Source organism: Cutibacterium sp. LaCa_286 (assembly GCF_057198075.1).
The window spans coordinates 265,856-281,879 of the sequence record NZ_CP191091.1 but is presented as its reverse complement, the minus strand read 5'-3'; the positions used below and the strand labels follow the sequence as shown (position 1 = coordinate 281,879).

Genomic DNA, 16,024 nt, shown 5'->3' with positions numbered 1-16,024 from the left:
CCCCGCAGGGTCCAGAGGTGACGATCGCGACGTCGGGAACGACACTGCTGGCGCAGACGCTGATACTGCCTGCGCAGGCGGGAGGGTTGAGACCGAAGTGCATGGACTCGTGCCATCATCGCCCTGCCCCGGCGTCGGTGATCGTCTGGTGAAACATCTGCTCCAGCAACTGACCGGATCGGTGAATGGAGTATCGGCGGGCCGATTCGGCGTATCGTGCCCCCATCCGGGCCCGTTCCTGCGGGTGCTCGATCCACCAGTCGAGACGACGGGTGAGCGCATCACGGTCGTTGGTGGGAAACAGGCTGCGTGGGTCGAGGGCGAACTGGCTGGCTGCGCTGCGTGGGGACCGCGCGATCACCGGGACCAGCCCGCAGGCCACCGCCTCCAGGCACGCGACCGCCTCGATCTCGGCGTCTGCCGGATGGACGTAGAGGTCGGCGGCGCGCAGCTCGTCCACCAGCCGCTCCTGGCTGTGGTAGGTGAGACGCAGGGGATGGGCCAGGCCGGCACCGTGGGCCTGCAGGATCGTCCTGCGTGGCCCCTTGCCAGCAATCTGCAGATCGATTCGATCCCGATACCGGGAATGCTTCACCGCGTCGATGAGCAATTCATGACGTTTCTCCGGGCTCAGCCGCCCGACACTCATGATGCGCAGTGGTCGATCGGAGTCCAGCGTCCACACCGGCCTGGGCCCACCGGGGGTGAACACGTCGGTGACACCGTTGGAGATGACGTGGGTCTGAGCGCGGTAACCGTGGTCGGCGAGCTGGTCGGCGATGAACTGTGAGGGGCAGTGTATGTGGCCGATCTCCTCGTAGAAGTACTCCCGCAGCGCGGTGTACACCGCGGATGTCGTCGAGCGGAACCTGCCGAGGCCGATGTTGTAGGTGATGTTCTCGGGTTGGACGTGGAATCCGGCCGAGACGGGGATGCCCATCTCGTGGGCCACCTGCAGTGCCATTCTGCCCATCGGGGTGGCCAACCAGATGTGGACGACGTCGGCGCCCCGGTAGGCACGCTCCAGCAGCTCGCGGCTCGGCGTGGCGAAGGTGAAGCGTTGGGCCTGGGCGAACAGCGAGACCACCGGGATGTGCCACGGCTGGGCCACGTACCGATCCACCTCACGGGGAGCTGCTGCGTCGCTCCAGCCTCGATGTGGACGCCGCACCGATCCGTCGGTGGCCACGACGACGACCTCGTGGCCACGGCCACGCAGGGTTGCAGCAGCGCGTTGGGCCGAGGTGGCCACTCCGTTCGTCGGTTGAACCGTGTCCACGACGAAGACAACTCGCACCGTCAGCTCCTGACCGCAAAAACACCGGGCATGCCGACACAGCGGCGTCGGCATGACAGACCAGACGCTACCAGTGGGGCTGCAGGCACGTCCGTCACGGTCAACGACACTCCTGAGCTCAACCCCTTTGTTGAGTGGGTCCGCGGGTACGTCCGCCACGGGTTTCCGGCCAGCCGTGGCACGCCGTGGCAGGTGATCGTCACGGGAGTGGGTCGCCATGGTGTTGTGGCTCGGCGGACGATTCGGGGAGTGGCGTGTCAGTTGCGCCCCACGGCCGAATCCCAGTGTGGGATCACTCGTCGCACCCGGGATCGTCCGGGTCGACGCGCAGCGCTTGGTCGAAGAACTCCACCTCGTGTCGACAGGCGGTGAGATAGGCCCGAGCCGCCCGGGAGCGCGCCTGGGGAGCAGCGAGCGCAAAGGCACGCTCCACGATGGCCAGAGCCTGGGCGGTGGCCTGGGCGAATTCGTCGTCATGGTAGGTGTGCAGCCAGGCGGCATAGGGGTGCTCGTCGGGAATCCGTGTGATCTGCGCCCCAGTCTGGGCGTAGAGCCAGTAGCAGGGCAGCACGGCTGCCGCACCGACAACGTACGCGTCGACGAAAACACTTGTCAGCAGGAAATTTGTGTAGGCCTGGGTCACCGGGCTCGGCGCGACGGTTGGTTCCCCGGCCAGCCAGGTGCGGTGCAGCTCGGCCTCCTCGACCTGGCTGCCGTAGGCCGAGTACGACCAGTATGTCGTCTCGTCGACGGCGTCGGTGCGCGTCGCCAGTCCGGCCAGCGCCTTGGCGTAGTCCTGGAGGTAACGGGCGTCCTGGCCGAGGTAGAACCGGAAGGCGTGGTCCGGCAGCGTTCCGCCGACCAGCTGGGTGACGAAGTCGTTGCTCGCCACCTGGCGGGTGAGTGCCGAACCTGCCCGCCACAGGGCCTGGGTCCACGGGCCGGGAGCCGGGATCGCAGCCTGGACGGGTTCGGCGGTGGGGGCAAGTTGGTCGGGGGAGTCGAGGTGCCCGGGCAGGCAGTCCTCGGCGAGCCACGGCGTCGCCATGCCGGCGCGGGCCAGGCGACGCGTCCGGTGACCGTGGTCGACGGGGCCGTGACCGGTGCCCACCTGCAGGTCGGCACCGTGGGCGATGGACTCGTGCAGCCAGGCGGTGGTCCACGCCAGGGCCTTGCCGGGGGTGTCGCCAGCGCCCAGCCGGGTGGCCAGGGCCGAGGACAGGGAGCAGCCGGTGCCGTGGGTGTTGGTGGTGTCGATGCGCGTGCTGGGCACGGTGATGGTGTGGCCGTCGGCAGCCACCCAGATGTTGGCAGCCGATGCCCCGTCCAGGTGCCCGGTCTTGACGATGACGGCCGTCTGGGTGCGTCGGGCCCAGTCGGTGGCCTGGGCGATGGCCTCGGTCACGTCCTTGGCCGGCTCGGTGCCGGCGAGGACGGCGAGTTCGGGAATGTTCGGGGTGACGACGTCGGCGGTGGCGCAGTACTCGCACATGGCCTGTTCGGCCTCGGGGGCCAGCAGTCGGTCGCCGCTGGTGGCCACCATGACTGGGTCGACGACGAGCGTGGCAGGGCGGTGCTCCGCCAGCCAGCTGTGGACCGTCTCGATGATCGTCACATCGGCGAGCATCCCGGTCTTGACGGCATCGAGGTGGACGTCGTCGGCCACGGCTGCGAGTTGGTCGCGCAGAAACTCCACTGGTGGGACGTGAATGCTGCGCACTCCCGTCGTGTTCTGGGCAACCAGCGAGGTGACCACCGTCATCCCGTAGCCGCCCGCGGCGGTGATCGACTTCATGTCGGCGGCAGTACCGGCACCGCCGCTGGGATCGGTTCCCGCGATCGACAGCACCCGCGGCACGCGCAGCTCGCCCGTGTCGTGATGCGATTCCGTGCCGTGATCAAGCCCCGGATCATGATCAGGCCCCATGCCGTAATCAGGCCCCATGTCGTGGCGCAGGTGTGCAGAGTCATCGTGGTGTGACGGCGTCGTCATGGTGGACATTCCCTTCGTCAGCTGGATTCATGACCAGGTTCCACGAGTGTCATCTCAGCGCTCTCGCGCACCCCGTGTCCACGGGCCAGTATGGCACGGCGGCTGGCTGGGCAGGGGCTTTGCTGGATGGGGACCTTGTCCACGCGTTCAGGGGGCATCACCTCCACATCCGTAGCACACGCTGCTACATTGGGGTCATGGGTCGCATCATCAGCCAGCGGGAGTTGCGCAACGACAGTGCGCGGGTTCTCCGCGCCGTGGATGAGGGGCAGTCTTTCGTCATCACTCGTCGCGAAAAGCCAGTCGGAGAGCTCATCCCGTTGCACCGTGACCGGTTCGTGGATCGACATGTCGTGGAACGAGTATTTGCTGCCTCCCCCACAATCGACCGGGAATCCTTCCTCCGTGACGTTGACGGTGCTGTTGACCAAGGAATTGAGCCCCGTAACTGACTCAGTCCGCGAAACAGCGTTGCTCGACACGTCCGTCGTCATTGATCTGCCAGTACTCCTGAAAAGGGGATGCCTGCCCGGTAGTCTCGCCATTTCCTCGATCACCATGGCCGAACTGACGGCTGGCCCTGCTGCAACCGACGATCCCCGTGAGCGAGCTCGCCGACAGGATCGGCTCCAGCGAGTCGAGGCAACCTTCGAGCCCATACCCTTCGGAATCTCCGCGGCCCGTGCCTACGGACAGATCTTCGCCACCGTCAGAAGATGCGGACGTCAGCCTCGCAAGCGCTTTGCCGACCTGTTGATCGCATCGATTGCCCTGGCTGAGGAGCTGCCGTTGATCACACGAAACCCGGATGATTTCGTCGGCCTGGACGATCTGGTCGAGGTCATTGCCGTCTGAATTGACGCCTCCTTGTGGGAAAACAACCACATCCGAACATGTTTCAGATGTGCGTCGCAACGAAGTTGCCTCGGCAACAAGACCGAGGCGGCTTGAGCCTCTGTGGACTCGAGCTTCTCATAGTCGCCTCAACGAAGTTGCCTCGGTAACAAGACCGAGGCCGTTCCGCGGGTATCTACATGACGTGGATCACCCAGCCTCAACGAAGTTGCCTCGGCAACAAGACCGAGGCCGGCACTGACACCGGCACGACAGAGAAATGGTCACCGCCTCAACGAAGTTGCCTCGGTAACAAGACCGAGGCTGGCCCGGTGCTGGTGACCTCGGTGAAGTTCGACGTGCCTCAACGAAGTTGCCTCGGTAACAAGACCGAGGCCTTGATCTGATCAGACACAGGTTCTGGCAGGCGCAGGCCTCAACGAAGTTGCCTCGGTAACAAGACCGAGGCCCCATTGCTGCCGCCTGCTCGGCGACGGTCAGCATGCGGCCTCAACGAAGTTGCCTCGGTAACAAGACCGAGGCTGGTGGGACAATTGGTATGTGTCTAATGACGGCACGGCCTCAACGAAGTTGCCTCGGTAACAAGACCGAGGCATGAGACACACGACGGCGAACACGATGTCGGATGCGCCTCAACGAAGTTGCCTCGGTAACAAGACCGAGGCCACCGGAGATGTATGGCACCTCGGAGGGAGCACGCTAGCCTCAACGAAGTTGCCTCGGTAACAAGACCGAGGCTGCGGGACGCATCAAAGGGCCTTCACAAGGGAAGATACTAACCCGTCACGAGACCTTAAGTGCCGCGGGGCGCACCTTCTGCCTCCTTAATCAGGGTTTTTACCACCAAACTCTCGTGACTAGCAGGGATAGTCTCGCGAGAGATCAGCCTGTTTCCAAGGTTCTCCGCCCTCTCGCGTCACACGACGATGGGGGTATCATCCTCAATCACCCGACTCTGGCCGATCCACGACACTGGAAGGCCAGAGGTGCCCTCGTGGCCAAGTGTGGCCACGAGGATTGAATCCTCTTCTCGAGCAATGATCTGAGTCATTTTGCGACGCAACCGCAAAAGTGCCGCCTGGGTGCAGATGACGATGAACACACTGTATTGCACTCGATTTCCATAACCACCAAGCGTTTTCGCAACCATGTCGCGACGTCGGTCATCCACCACATCGTAGGCTATGACATAGGCTCTCTCATCAGGCTGTCTGCTCATCTCACCATCATCCCTCGATATCTCTGTTCCCCTCCCGAAACAGCCTCCAGAACAAGACGAGCCTGCACCTCGATCACTCTGCGCCACGAGACTCTGTACCCAAAGACCGGATGTGTGATTTCGGTGGACATTCGCTTCTCATGAAGAGATATCAATGCTTTTCTTGCACGCTGATCCAAGCAAGGATCGCCTAGATCGGACAGCAACATGGCCGGTTTTATCTGACAATTGTTGATGGCAGAAATCACCACGGAATCGGCAATGACTGGACGGAACTCTTCCATCAGATCGAGGGCCATGGCAGGTTTGTTGCGATTGGCCGAGTGAAGAATACCGGCATGTGGATCCAATCCGCACGCCAACAACGCCCTAATACATTCACTCAGCAGCAATCCGTAACTGTAGTTGAGACAGACATTGAGGGCGTCACCTGCGCCGCGTCCTTGTCGTCCAGGCCATCCCTGCGCCCACGGTTTTCTCCTGTCTGCTTTGAGGAACATCGGAAACATCCCGAAGTACAAGGTCGCAGCACGCCCCTCGACGGCGAATACCTCCGGTAACGATCTGCACCCGTCAACATTCCGCTGCAGCGACCTCAACGACATGGTGTCACCGCATGTCCCATGCCATCGCCGGGCCATGGTTGCCTGGTTCGCGATCTTGGCTCGGATCATGCCCTTTGCGAGCGGTAAGGATCCGTGCAGTGACATCTCATGCTGGTACAGACGCCCCAATCCATTGACTGTCTGGGCCGTGGAGGCCCACCCCATGACTCGGCCCCGGGAGCTGCACCACACAACTGACCTTCTCCGCCACAGAAGTTCACGGATGAGTGCACTCGACACGTCTGCATTGCCGTGGACAATCAAACCGTCCACTTTCTCCAGTGGAAGATCAGCCAATACCTCACCCTTGTGAACGACCTCCACGCGGGAGCGTCGTATCTGGGCCCTGGCCCCCGGTGTCGTGACGTGGATCATGAACCCCCGGTGTCGTGCCACCGATATCCGACGAGCTGGCTGGGAACTCCTGGTCTCATCTGGCAAGCAGACACTGGCATGGGAACACCGATTGCACCTGGGATCATTGAGGAGTGCGGCGGGTGGACGAGGACTCTGCACTATCTGATGAGTGGCGCGAACCCAGCATGTGGCCTCGTCGCGCAACTGCTCGGTGATCTCGACTGGGACGTCCGTATGGTGATTGGTGAACCACACGGACGCCTCGGACACATGCCGACCACTTTCCTCCAAACACATCACCTGCAATGCGAGTTGAACACGAGTGGCAGGTGTGACGGCTGCCCGCTGACGAACCGGGGTGGCCTTGAACTCGGTCACCTTGAGGGTTCCGTCAGGCAACTCGCGGACGCAATCGCATTTGCCACTGATGCCAAGTGTCTTGGAATGGATGGATACCGCACGATACTCATCTGCCCGTGCAGTCGCAGCATCATCCACACCACGATGGGCCTCCACGCCAGCCTGCATCTGATAGGTGTCGGTGACCTCCCCCGACACCTCAAGCCACGTTCGCCTCGGACAGAAGACCGTGTGGATCACCGTACTGATTGGCAGAGGATCTTCACTCGGCATCGTCGATCCTCACGAGAGCCCCACCCTTGAGCCGCCGTTCTGGGGCGCTTTTGCTCCCAGCAACCTCTGTTGCAAAGCGAACAGCATGGTGAATCCCCAGTTTGCTGACCTCGGCACTCATGACGACAGGAAGATTGGACAGGTCCGAAGCAGCGGCGACTCCATCCCACACCTTGCTCCTCAGGACAGCAGACCACCGTGTCAATGACGTTGGCGTTTGGAACACGGGCAAGGTGACATGGCTGGGATGAGTACGGTTGCGTGGATGAAAACCTGACGTCTGTGAGTAGCCATCCGACGCTGTGTCCGACTTGGGTCTGGGCACCAGCGTGGTCGCAGAAATACCCCACAGCATGCACCACGCGGTTGCATTGTCCATGCGGCTGCGATTCCTGAATCCCAGTGGCGTCGTGTGTTTGTGTTTCTTAGAGTCCCTGTCATATTCATCAACCAGTGATGCACCTGTCAGCCCATCAACAACTTCCTGCAGTGCACGACGCTCCGAGACCTTTTTCGCATACACGTACAGCCCACCTGGAACGAAGTTTTTTCCACTATTGCGAGTCGTCATGTCCCATCGCGTTGCCCCGTGATCAGGCTCAAACTTTTTGTCGTTGGTGCTCGACGATCGGTGCCAATAGGCTGGCTCCCCCAAAGCCCCGATCATGGCTCTGTCGATCGGTTTCAGGGAAAGGTCATCCAGTTTGTGTCTCCTGCGCCCCACCCATTCCGATGATTCCTCCGTCGTCGTGGCGGCGGTGATCCTTGGACTGAACCATCCGAGGCGCATCTCCCCCTTGGGTGTCTGCACCACCTCCGACTGCGACACCCAGGAGTCCTTCTGGCAGCACCGACTCGCATGGTCCTTGACGATCTGTCCGACGTCAGCGTCCCCCTCCCAGGTGACCACGGCTCGGGCAGATGGCCCGTTCTCCCAGAAGAGGCGAACGGCGTCAATCCCCGCATCGTTGAGGATCGCCGCCAGCCCGATCTGGGCGAAATGAGTCGATGCGTCGGTGATGTCCCCGCCCAGACGAATCATGATCCCTCCTTCGAGACTTGGCAGTCGGCAGCTCGCAGCACACCTTCGAGAAAGCAGATCGACCAAGCACCTATGTCTCGCTGGGTGGATTCAACCAACTCGTCCCAACCGCCTTCCTCGAACAAGGCGGCAGATACCTGCTTCAAGTCGTCGGAATCAGTGGTCGTGCAGAGTGCACTCACGTCGTACATCGGCAGAACTCTCCCCTCGCCGTGAGTGGTACCCACAAGTCGCGTGACCAGGTTTGCCTCCCCACCCGCCATGGCCATGGCCGCAGATTTGTGTTCATGCCGCCATCCTCGCGGAAGCGGTGAAGCCGCAGCACGCTGCCTGGTTCTCTGAAGACTCATGCCAGTGCTCTTGGCAACCGGTTCCAGAGAGCCGTCATTGCCCAGTATCTGTTGAAATCGTGGATCGGCCTTTCCCGCGTCATGCCACTGCCCGGCGAGCCGCAGGATTCCACACATCTCCTCGGAGAGGCCGATGCGTCGGCCGAACGCCTCAGCGCGATCGGCAACGGCTTTGGAGTGCTGACTCAAGAACACCCGATCTGCCGGTGACCATGTCTGGCGCGAGACATCGTCGTCGAGAACACGACTTGACCTTGTCAGGATGACCCACGAGATGCGGCCATTGTCGTCGAGTGGGGACAAGGTGACGTCCCACTCCCCTCGAGCACCGAGCAACTCCTGTGCAGTCTGCAGATCCTCAGGGTCCAGATCAGCCACCTGGACCCCACCAATCCGATCATGCCCCCAGTAGACCTTGACATCATCGGCAACTCCCCACGCAGTGGGGAAGTCTTCCCCGACAGCATGTTCTGGAGGAACCACGACTCGCTGTTGGGTCAACTCGTGGCCCTTGTCAACGCAGACGACATCGCCGGGTTCGAGATCCTCCGCTGCCTCCACGGATGTCCAGTGGGCCTCGGCCTGCCGTGAGTCGTTTCGCCACACGAAGGCGCGCGATGTGGACGACTCGCCACTGAGAACACTCTCCACCTGAGCGCGAAGGGTCGGCATACTCACCGGGAACACCTCGTCGGTGTGGGGAGGGGTGGCGTGCAACAGGGAGAAAGCCGTCATTTCGTCTTCGGGAAGGTCACGAACCACCAAGCCACATTCCGGCTCGTTCTCCTCGAGGTCCTCGGCAATCCACAACCCGAGATCCTCTTCGGCGAAGGGGATCTCCGAGGTGTGTGACAGCCTCTCCACATCGTGCCACTCAAGCCTCATGGGAATTGGACGTCGTCTCTGAGCCTGTGGAGGCTGGTGTGCCACGAGTTGCCACGGCGACACGCCATTCGGCTCCTCAGCCATGTGTCGCAGCCAGGAACGTGCCTCGACCAGGTCTTCACCACAGTAGGGTGGATAGTCCTTGACCTTCTCGTCACTGGGGAGGATGACCGTGACCAGGCCCTCCTCGCGGTTGCCGCGTCGATTGACACGTCCGACACGCTGGGCGATCGCATCGCCAGACGCCAGCTCCGTCACCAGACCAGCCAGGTCAAGGTCAACGCCGACCTCCACCGTCTGGGTGGCGACCAGGACGTCCATTCTCGGTGGCTTCGAGGAGTCGAGCAGTTCTGGGTTGTCCTGCTGAAGTTCTCGCACATCCATCGGGCGCATCCGCCCCACCCAGCAGCCAACTCCATCGGGGAACTGCTTCTTGAGCATGTCGGCAACCCTGATGGCGGTGTCGACCCTGTTGACGATGCATCCCACGGTTCCCTCGCCCAACCGCTCCTTGAGGGAGATCACTTCGTTGACGAGCTGTGTGACGTGCCTCTTGGTGACTTTGCGACCTGAAGGCCAAGACTTGGCCTCGACCAGTTTCACCGGCTTGGGGCGAACGAGTCGAGCACTCAGCAGCTCGTCGTCCAAGTCTTCCGACGTCACCGACACACGGCCCTCGGAGGCGTCGTTCCTCGGAGTGGCCGTTGTCTCGACCACTTGAAGGTGAGGAATCCCAAGCGGCTTCTCGAAATCGTCCTGGAGCTTCCGGACCCGACGAGCGGTCGCCAGGAGTTGCTGATTGAGATGGGCCTCATCGAGGATCATGACGGCATCCAGCCCCAGGAAACCTGCTTCCCGTGGGCGGGCTCGACGACTCGAGCCATAACCCCTCATGAGAAGCCGGCTTGCCCACATGTCTGGGGTCGCACATATGACGGCACAGGCCGTCGGATCGTCGATCCAGCCACGTTCCGGGGCCAAGGCACCGCGCAATTCGTTGACGATCAGTGGATCCACCGATGTTTCCGCAGAATCCGAGCGCAGTGCCCTGAGTGCCTCGGCGACGTCGAGCAGGATGCCGTCTTCAGCACCCCGAAGGGCGTCGGCAATTCGACGAGCACGTTCGGCGTGATGGTCCACCAAAGCTCGTCGATTGACGACGACGGCCATCCTCCGTGGCAATCTTGGAGCTGCTCCTCGCGCAACCAGAGCATTTGCGAAGACGAAGACGTCAACGACGTTCGACTTGCCTGATCCGGTCGGGGCACCGATGACATCAGGCCACGAACCGTTGTCAAGAACGTATGCCAGAAGGCGCCTCTGCCACACAAATGGGTTGTGGCCATCATTGACAGATGCGAAGAATTCATCGAAATCACAGCGCCCCAACATCATTTCCCACCTCCGAAAAGGTCATCGGGAAGGTCGACCGGAACAAGGAGACCACCTCCCAGATGACGAGACTGACCAATGGCCACCAACGCGGTCTCGGTCGACAGCGATCCCAGATCAAGCAAGGCCTGGTAGGGAAGGCATTGCACATGCTTGGGCATGCGATGTGCATATCGCTCCACTCGCGAGTCAGGGATAATTTGGCTGGAAAGCACCCGAGCTCCCTGGCCAACAACCTGATTGATCAACTCAAGATACCCCTTGGTGCCTTTCGGAACGTGGACCGAGGAATCCTTGAACACGAAACCCAAGGACAACAAGGCTGAATGGCCGAGAGTCCACGTGCCGTTCGGGACCTTCTGCACGCCTGTCTCCGGAACGACAGCTGGCTGGGTTCTCCAAAATCGATGATGCTCCTGTTCGGCTGGAGACCAGAAGTCGTCCAGGCAGACGTCGAAAGGCTCTCCCAGTCGAAGGACTCCAGATCTGCCCAGAACGAGCTTCATATGTGACCCAAGGGCCCCACGAAGCTGCAGCTCATCCGAGGCGTCCATACCGTGTGGGATCAGGAGAGCCAAGCACGGCTGGTCGAGATTCAGCTTCGTCGGGAGGCTTGGGTCCAGATACTGGATGGCCACTCGATTCGGTGGAGGAGTGAATCCGCGAGGATATTTCCCGGTGACCACGGCAGGTGCCTCCGAACCAATTCGTCTGGCGATGGTTCGATGAAGGGCAACCGTCCATGTGACAAGTTCATCATCGTGCAGTCGGCGCTCGATCGGCAGCAGAACTGCTCTGGTCCAGGGCAGGTCAAGATCCGGTTTCGCAGACATGGTGTAGTAGGAGTTGATCACCCGACCGCGAGGGACAGGGGGCTTCTGCAAGTCCTCGCTCGCCTTGCGCCGATCTTCTAGCAGTTTGGTATGGGCTGACTCAAGCTCTGCGAGACGACCTGGCGCTGGTGTCTCGACTCTGATTCCACGACCGTCCAGCTGCCCTCCACTGGAAAGCCTCAGCCCCTCCACGGCTTCACGGGATGTGTCGAGAACCGCGACGCTCTCTCGTTCACCCAGACATGCCACATCGGGGCAGATGGATTCCAGGGCCGTGGCCACTTCCTCGGGCATCTCGATCCATGACCACGCCCAACCAGCTTCGACCGCCACCCCTTGGGAGATGCGTTTTTTGCTTTTCTTCAGAGCATCCTTATCGAAAAAAGCTTCAGGTCGCCAGGACCATGTCTCCACATTGCGACCGAACAGTTCGACGCGCCCAGTGGGCTTCCAGACCGTCGGCGGATTGTTCTCCACCCATGCCAGTGCCTCCTCACTCGACGCCGTCATGCGCAGGTCCTCCCCCCGGGGCTCAGCTGTCGATCCTTTGGCAGCCGCATGGACCAGGCTTGAGAACAACCGTGCAGTCGACGGAAAGTCATCCACTGTCACACCATCAGGTGAATGACCTTGATAGACACCCAGCGGGAACCGAGCTCTGATCGTGAACGCGGTCATGATCAGAGCTCGGCTTCGGAGGTGGCACTGTTGATGACAATGGGATTGCCAACCACGGTGAACTCCTCGCCGTTCCATGACACCCCTGCCAATTCGCGAGCAAGGTCGATTGCCTGTTCCAGAAGGGCATCCGCCTGGTCACGAAGAACCGGGAGCAGCGTCATGATCTTGCCGTTGCGGCAGTCGAGTTCGTACCGAGGCTCCTCGGACTCGCGCAGATCGCAATTGGCTCGAACAACCAGTTCCTCGTTGGACCGTGCAAGGCTTGCCAGCCCCACCGCGGCCAACAGTGCACGACAAGCAACATTCGCTTCGGCGCCAACACCGAAACGAAGTTGGCGAAGAGCGCTGAAACTGAGGACAGTGGAACGAATGATGCGCTTGCACGAAACGAAACCAAGGATCTCCAGTGACGGTGGAAGGGCCCCGAGACCGAGGCCGAATTCTGATCCTGAGAATGTTCCACTCTTAGCATTATTCTTTTTATCAATAATTTTTTTGCTAAGGTCATTTGCTTGCTGATCGACAAGATTTTTCATATCGTCGACTGACAGTCGGACACTTGCAACAATGGGGTCGACACGAGCAGCCCCACGTAGAGGAGTTTCATGGGTCGGGTCCTGATCGGCAAGCACACCGATGATCTCTCCGGTCATGGCAGAACGCACCCTCACTTGATGGGCCTTTCGACTGGAGTCCCATGCCCCAAACAGCAGGCTCACCGGCGATGTCTCGAGCAGTGGTCTCATGTCAACTGCCGTGCAGTCCCGTAGCTCGCGATACCTCGGGTCCTTCGTCACAGGTTTGCCGTCAATTGTGCCAGCTCTGAAGTGACCATCGAATGCACGATGGGGTGCTTCATAGTCTGTCATCGACGAGCCATTTTCGTAGATGACCTTCATGCGCGGTGTGAACTTGAGCGGGCCATCATCGTCAAGGATCGCAGCTCCCAGGGCATCCTCACCCTTGTTGTTGAACCCGCCCTTGCTCTCGATCACAACACACTGTTGAAGCTTGCCGTCGATCCAACGAGGCTCGTATGCATAGACGTCATTCTTGCCACGCACACACCGTGCCGGCGCAATTCCGGCATGTGGCCCTGCTGCTGCCTCCAATTCCGTCGTCACGACAAGGTTGCTTGCCCCACCGGGGCGGCAGGCATCCAGCAACATCTCAAAGGTCAGTTCGGTGTTCTCATCCATCTCGTCACTCTCCCGTGAAGTCAAAAGCGGCCCCATGACCGCTGAATGCAACTGGCATTACAGATTTCCCCGACGCGAAGTACATGAATGATGTTCTTCTCTGCCAGAAGAGAAATCATGTGCCTTGGAACTCACCATACGCTTCTGCACCATCAGTCATGATGATTGGGTTCAGTACCTCGCTGTATCATTCTGATCGGCCCATCAACGACACGTCCCCTCGCCCCGGATGACCGGATACTTCACGGCCCCACCCACCACCGAGGTGATCATTCCGTGATCCTCCATGTCACCTGCAAAACACGCATCCCCCGCACTGGACACTACGCAATGTGCACTCATACAGTCGTCCCCATGCACGACGAGCTCTTCGACCCGCCCGGTGGCACATGGCGTCCCGTCTCGGCAAGGTACGTCAAGGTCAAGCGGCTCTCGGTCGTGCTGACGTGGGGGCTGCTCACCGTGGTCGTCTGCGCCGGACTGGCCTTCTGGACGTGGTGGGCCGCCCTGGCAGCCGCAGTCGTGGGACTGGGCGTGACGATCTGGCGGTGGCTGCGCATGCCTGCCCTCGTGGCCGCGATGGGATGGTGCGAACGTGGCGATGACCTGTGCGTACGCTCGGGACTCATGTTCCGCTCCATGACGATCGTGCCCTATGGGCGGATGCAGTCGGTGGAGATCAACGCCGGGCCGATCAATCGGCACTACGGGCTGGCCTCGGTGGAGCTCGTGACCGCCTCGTCAGGCACCGATGCCACCATTGACGGGCTGGACGCCGAGGAGGCCGTGGTCATCCGTGACCGGATCACCGAGATGGCGCAGACTCGGGACGCGGCACTGTGAAACCGGAACCATCCACCTCCGAACAGGCAGAATCCATCTCTGACCAGCGAGGTGAGCACACCGTGCCACAACAACCCAACACCCACCCCGAGCAGCCCACCTGCTCGAATCAGGCAGCCCCGAACGTCGAACCCACCAGTAAGTCCACGGGACCCCGCGCAGCACAAACGCCTCCCACCGGCCCCGAACGTACTGACGTCGAGCAGCGCCCGCACTGGGCGACTCCCCTGGTGCGTGGCTGGCTCGTCATCGTTGCCGTCCTCGTCTTCGTCGTGAAGCAGATGGGTGACATGGCCAGCAAGAACGAACTCACTGCCGACACCTTCCGCCCCAGAAATCTGGTTTTTCTCCTGGCAATCTTCGTCGGTGTTTTCCTCATCAGCATTGGTGTCGGATTCTTTGAATGGCGCACCACACGATTTCGTATTGACGACACGGAAATACGAATCAATCGCACCTTCATCACTCGACGATCCGATCGTATTCCGTTCGGAAAAATACAATCGGTCGACGTCACTCAACCGTTCGCAGCACGCATTCTGGGGCTGGCCTCCCTCACCATCGACGTGGGGGCCTCCCAGCACAAGAAGATCGAATATCTTTCCCGTCGTGACGCCTATCGCTTCCGCGATCTGCTCATCGCACGATCCGGACGAGGTGCGGCAGCCACACCAGGTGGCTCCCCCACAAGGCAGGATTCGTCCACACCAGCCAACCCGATCACCACTGCCCCGCCAGGTCAGCTTGATCGCCACCCTGCGGGCACAGCCACGCCACCAACCTCCCCAGCTCCTGCGAGCACTCCACGAGAGGGGTTCCGTCCGGGCACGTCTCCTTCACCGCTGGGTGGTTCCCAGTGGCTGGACCGTCGCCGGGACGAGGACGTCATCCTCACCGTGCCGAAGGGACGCTTCGTCCTCTCCCAGGTCACGAGCTCTGCCTTCCTCATGCTCGTGCTGGTGTTCATCATCAGCACCGTCCTCACCGCAGCAGGCGGTGGATCGGTTCTCGGAGTGTGCTTCGCCTACGTCCTCAGTATTGAGGGATACCTGTGGACCAAGCTCTCGAAAAGCTGGGAGCTCACCTTGTACCGCTCAGGTGACGGGTTGAAGTCGGTGCACGGATTCACGAGCCTGGAGACCAGAACCGTTCCGGTCCAGCGCATCCAGGGCGTCGAGATCACCCAGTCGTTGTTGTGGCGCATCTGGGGATATCACAGCATCCACGTCACCGTGCTCGGCAATGATGGGAAAACCGAGTCGGATCTGCTGCCGGTCGGCACCGACAAGGATCTCGACCTCGTCCTTGACGCGATCTGGCCCAGTTTCGCCCTGGACGACGTCCCCCACAACCCGATTCCGAACCGGGCCCGGTGGTTCCACTGGTTCACCCAGCGGTACATCTCCTGGGGAACCGACGGGAACGTCATCACCGTGCGACGCGGACTGCTCACCCGCAAACACATGATCGTGCCACACGCCCGGGTGCAGTCCACCGCACTGACCCAAGGCCCCCTGCAGCGCAAGCTCCGGCTCGCCGACGTGGGAATCGCCATTGCGGAGAAGAGGATCGGCCTGGTCTGCCCCGATCTGGACGCAGGGACGGCCCGGGACCTCGTCATCGCAGAAATGGATCGCAGCTCGCAGGCCCGGCGCGCCGAACTCGCCGACCCATCCACAACCGCTCCTCCCACCATTAGGGCCCCACGTGCGGCCGCACCCCGAGCAGACCACGACGTGCGGTGAGCGCGCGACCAGCGGGGACAAGACGGTTGCACAAGGTGGTTGCAGCACGGAGCCCACAGTGCAGCGGCTGGGTATCGTGGCACCCGTCACAGATT

The 16,024-nt window shown here is 61.3% G+C and carries 12 protein-coding genes and 1 CRISPR repeat array; of the genes, 3 read left to right on the top strand and 9 right to left on the bottom strand.

What is annotated here, in order from left to right:
• Window positions 1-115: 115 nt before the first annotated feature.
• The 3 genes from ACP8JZ_RS01130 to ACP8JZ_RS01120 all read right to left on the bottom strand — a co-directional run bounded on the left by ACP8JZ_RS01130 (window position 116) and on the right by ACP8JZ_RS01120 (window position 3,784).
• A complete protein-coding gene (locus ACP8JZ_RS01130) occupies window positions 116-1,297 on the bottom strand; it encodes a glycosyltransferase (protein WP_484482539.1) in 1,182 nt (393 codons plus the stop codon).
• A gap of 292 nt (window positions 1,298-1,589) precedes the next feature.
• Entirely contained in the window at window positions 1,590-3,290 is a 1,701-nt protein-coding gene (locus ACP8JZ_RS01125; RefSeq protein WP_484482538.1) for a bifunctional hydroxymethylpyrimidine kinase/phosphomethylpyrimidine kinase, read from the bottom strand.
• Between the two features lie 17 nt (window positions 3,291-3,307).
• Window positions 3,308-3,784: a hypothetical protein gene (locus ACP8JZ_RS01120; RefSeq protein ID WP_323461450.1), complete on the bottom strand. Its 477-nt coding sequence runs from the start codon at window positions 3,782-3,784 to the stop codon at window positions 3,308-3,310.
• Here ACP8JZ_RS01120 and ACP8JZ_RS01115 point away from each other — a divergent pair.
• Window positions 3,696-4,145, top strand: coding sequence for a PIN domain-containing protein (locus ACP8JZ_RS01115; protein ID WP_484482537.1), 450 nt, complete (start codon window positions 3,696-3,698; stop codon window positions 4,143-4,145). The genes ACP8JZ_RS01120 and ACP8JZ_RS01115 overlap by 89 nt on opposite strands.
• A 53-nt stretch (window positions 4,146-4,198) precedes the next feature.
• Window positions 4,199-4,883: direct repeats of the CRISPR family, unit length 36 nt; unit sequence GCCTCAACGAAGTTGCCTCGGTAACAAGACCGAGGC.
• A 178-nt stretch (window positions 4,884-5,061) separates the two neighbouring features.
• Here the strand turns inward: ACP8JZ_RS01115 and cas2 are convergent.
• Genes cas2 through ACP8JZ_RS01085 form a run of 6 tightly spaced genes read right to left on the bottom strand, consistent with a single transcriptional unit; the run spans window position 5,062 to window position 13,341 of the window.
• Window positions 5,062-5,364: a CRISPR-associated endonuclease Cas2 gene (gene cas2, locus ACP8JZ_RS01110; protein WP_316327850.1), complete on the bottom strand. Its 303-nt coding sequence runs from the start codon at window positions 5,362-5,364 to the stop codon at window positions 5,062-5,064.
• Window positions 5,361-6,959: a CRISPR-associated endonuclease Cas1 gene (gene cas1, locus ACP8JZ_RS01105; protein WP_316327851.1), complete on the bottom strand. Its 1,599-nt coding sequence runs from the start codon at window positions 6,957-6,959 to the stop codon at window positions 5,361-5,363. Before cas1 ends, cas2 begins: the two co-directional genes overlap by 4 nt.
• Complete coding sequence (locus tag ACP8JZ_RS01100; protein WP_316327852.1) at window positions 6,949-8,001, bottom strand: hypothetical protein; 1,053 nt, start codon at window positions 7,999-8,001, stop codon at window positions 6,949-6,951. Before ACP8JZ_RS01100 ends, cas1 begins: the two co-directional genes overlap by 11 nt.
• Complete coding sequence (gene cas3g / locus ACP8JZ_RS01095) at window positions 7,998-10,628, bottom strand: type I-G CRISPR-associated helicase/endonuclease Cas3g (protein ID WP_484482775.1); 2,631 nt, start codon at window positions 10,626-10,628, stop codon at window positions 7,998-8,000. Before cas3g ends, ACP8JZ_RS01100 begins: the two co-directional genes overlap by 4 nt.
• Window positions 10,628-12,139 (bottom strand): type I-G CRISPR-associated protein Csb2, encoded by a 1,512-nt coding sequence (gene csb2, locus ACP8JZ_RS01090; RefSeq protein ID WP_323460670.1) that lies wholly within the window; start codon window positions 12,137-12,139, stop codon window positions 10,628-10,630. The genes cas3g and csb2 overlap by 1 nt, the downstream gene beginning before the upstream one ends.
• Before the next feature lie 2 nt (window positions 12,140-12,141).
• On the bottom strand, window positions 12,142-13,341 hold the full coding sequence (locus ACP8JZ_RS01085) for a type I-G CRISPR-associated protein Cas7 (RefSeq protein WP_316327857.1): 1,200 nt from the start codon (window positions 13,339-13,341) through the stop codon (window positions 12,142-12,144).
• Window positions 13,342-13,695: 354 nt separating this feature from the next.
• Here ACP8JZ_RS01085 and ACP8JZ_RS01080 point away from each other — a divergent pair, with 354 nt between their 5' ends.
• Both ACP8JZ_RS01080 and ACP8JZ_RS01075 read left to right on the top strand, forming a co-directional pair.
• Window positions 13,696-14,184: a PH domain-containing protein gene (locus ACP8JZ_RS01080; RefSeq protein WP_323460669.1), complete on the top strand. Its 489-nt coding sequence runs from the start codon at window positions 13,696-13,698 to the stop codon at window positions 14,182-14,184.
• Between the two features lie 62 nt (window positions 14,185-14,246).
• Complete coding sequence (locus ACP8JZ_RS01075) at window positions 14,247-15,929, top strand: PH domain-containing protein (RefSeq protein ID WP_484482536.1); 1,683 nt, start codon at window positions 14,247-14,249, stop codon at window positions 15,927-15,929.
• Window positions 15,930-16,024 lie beyond the last annotated feature (95 nt).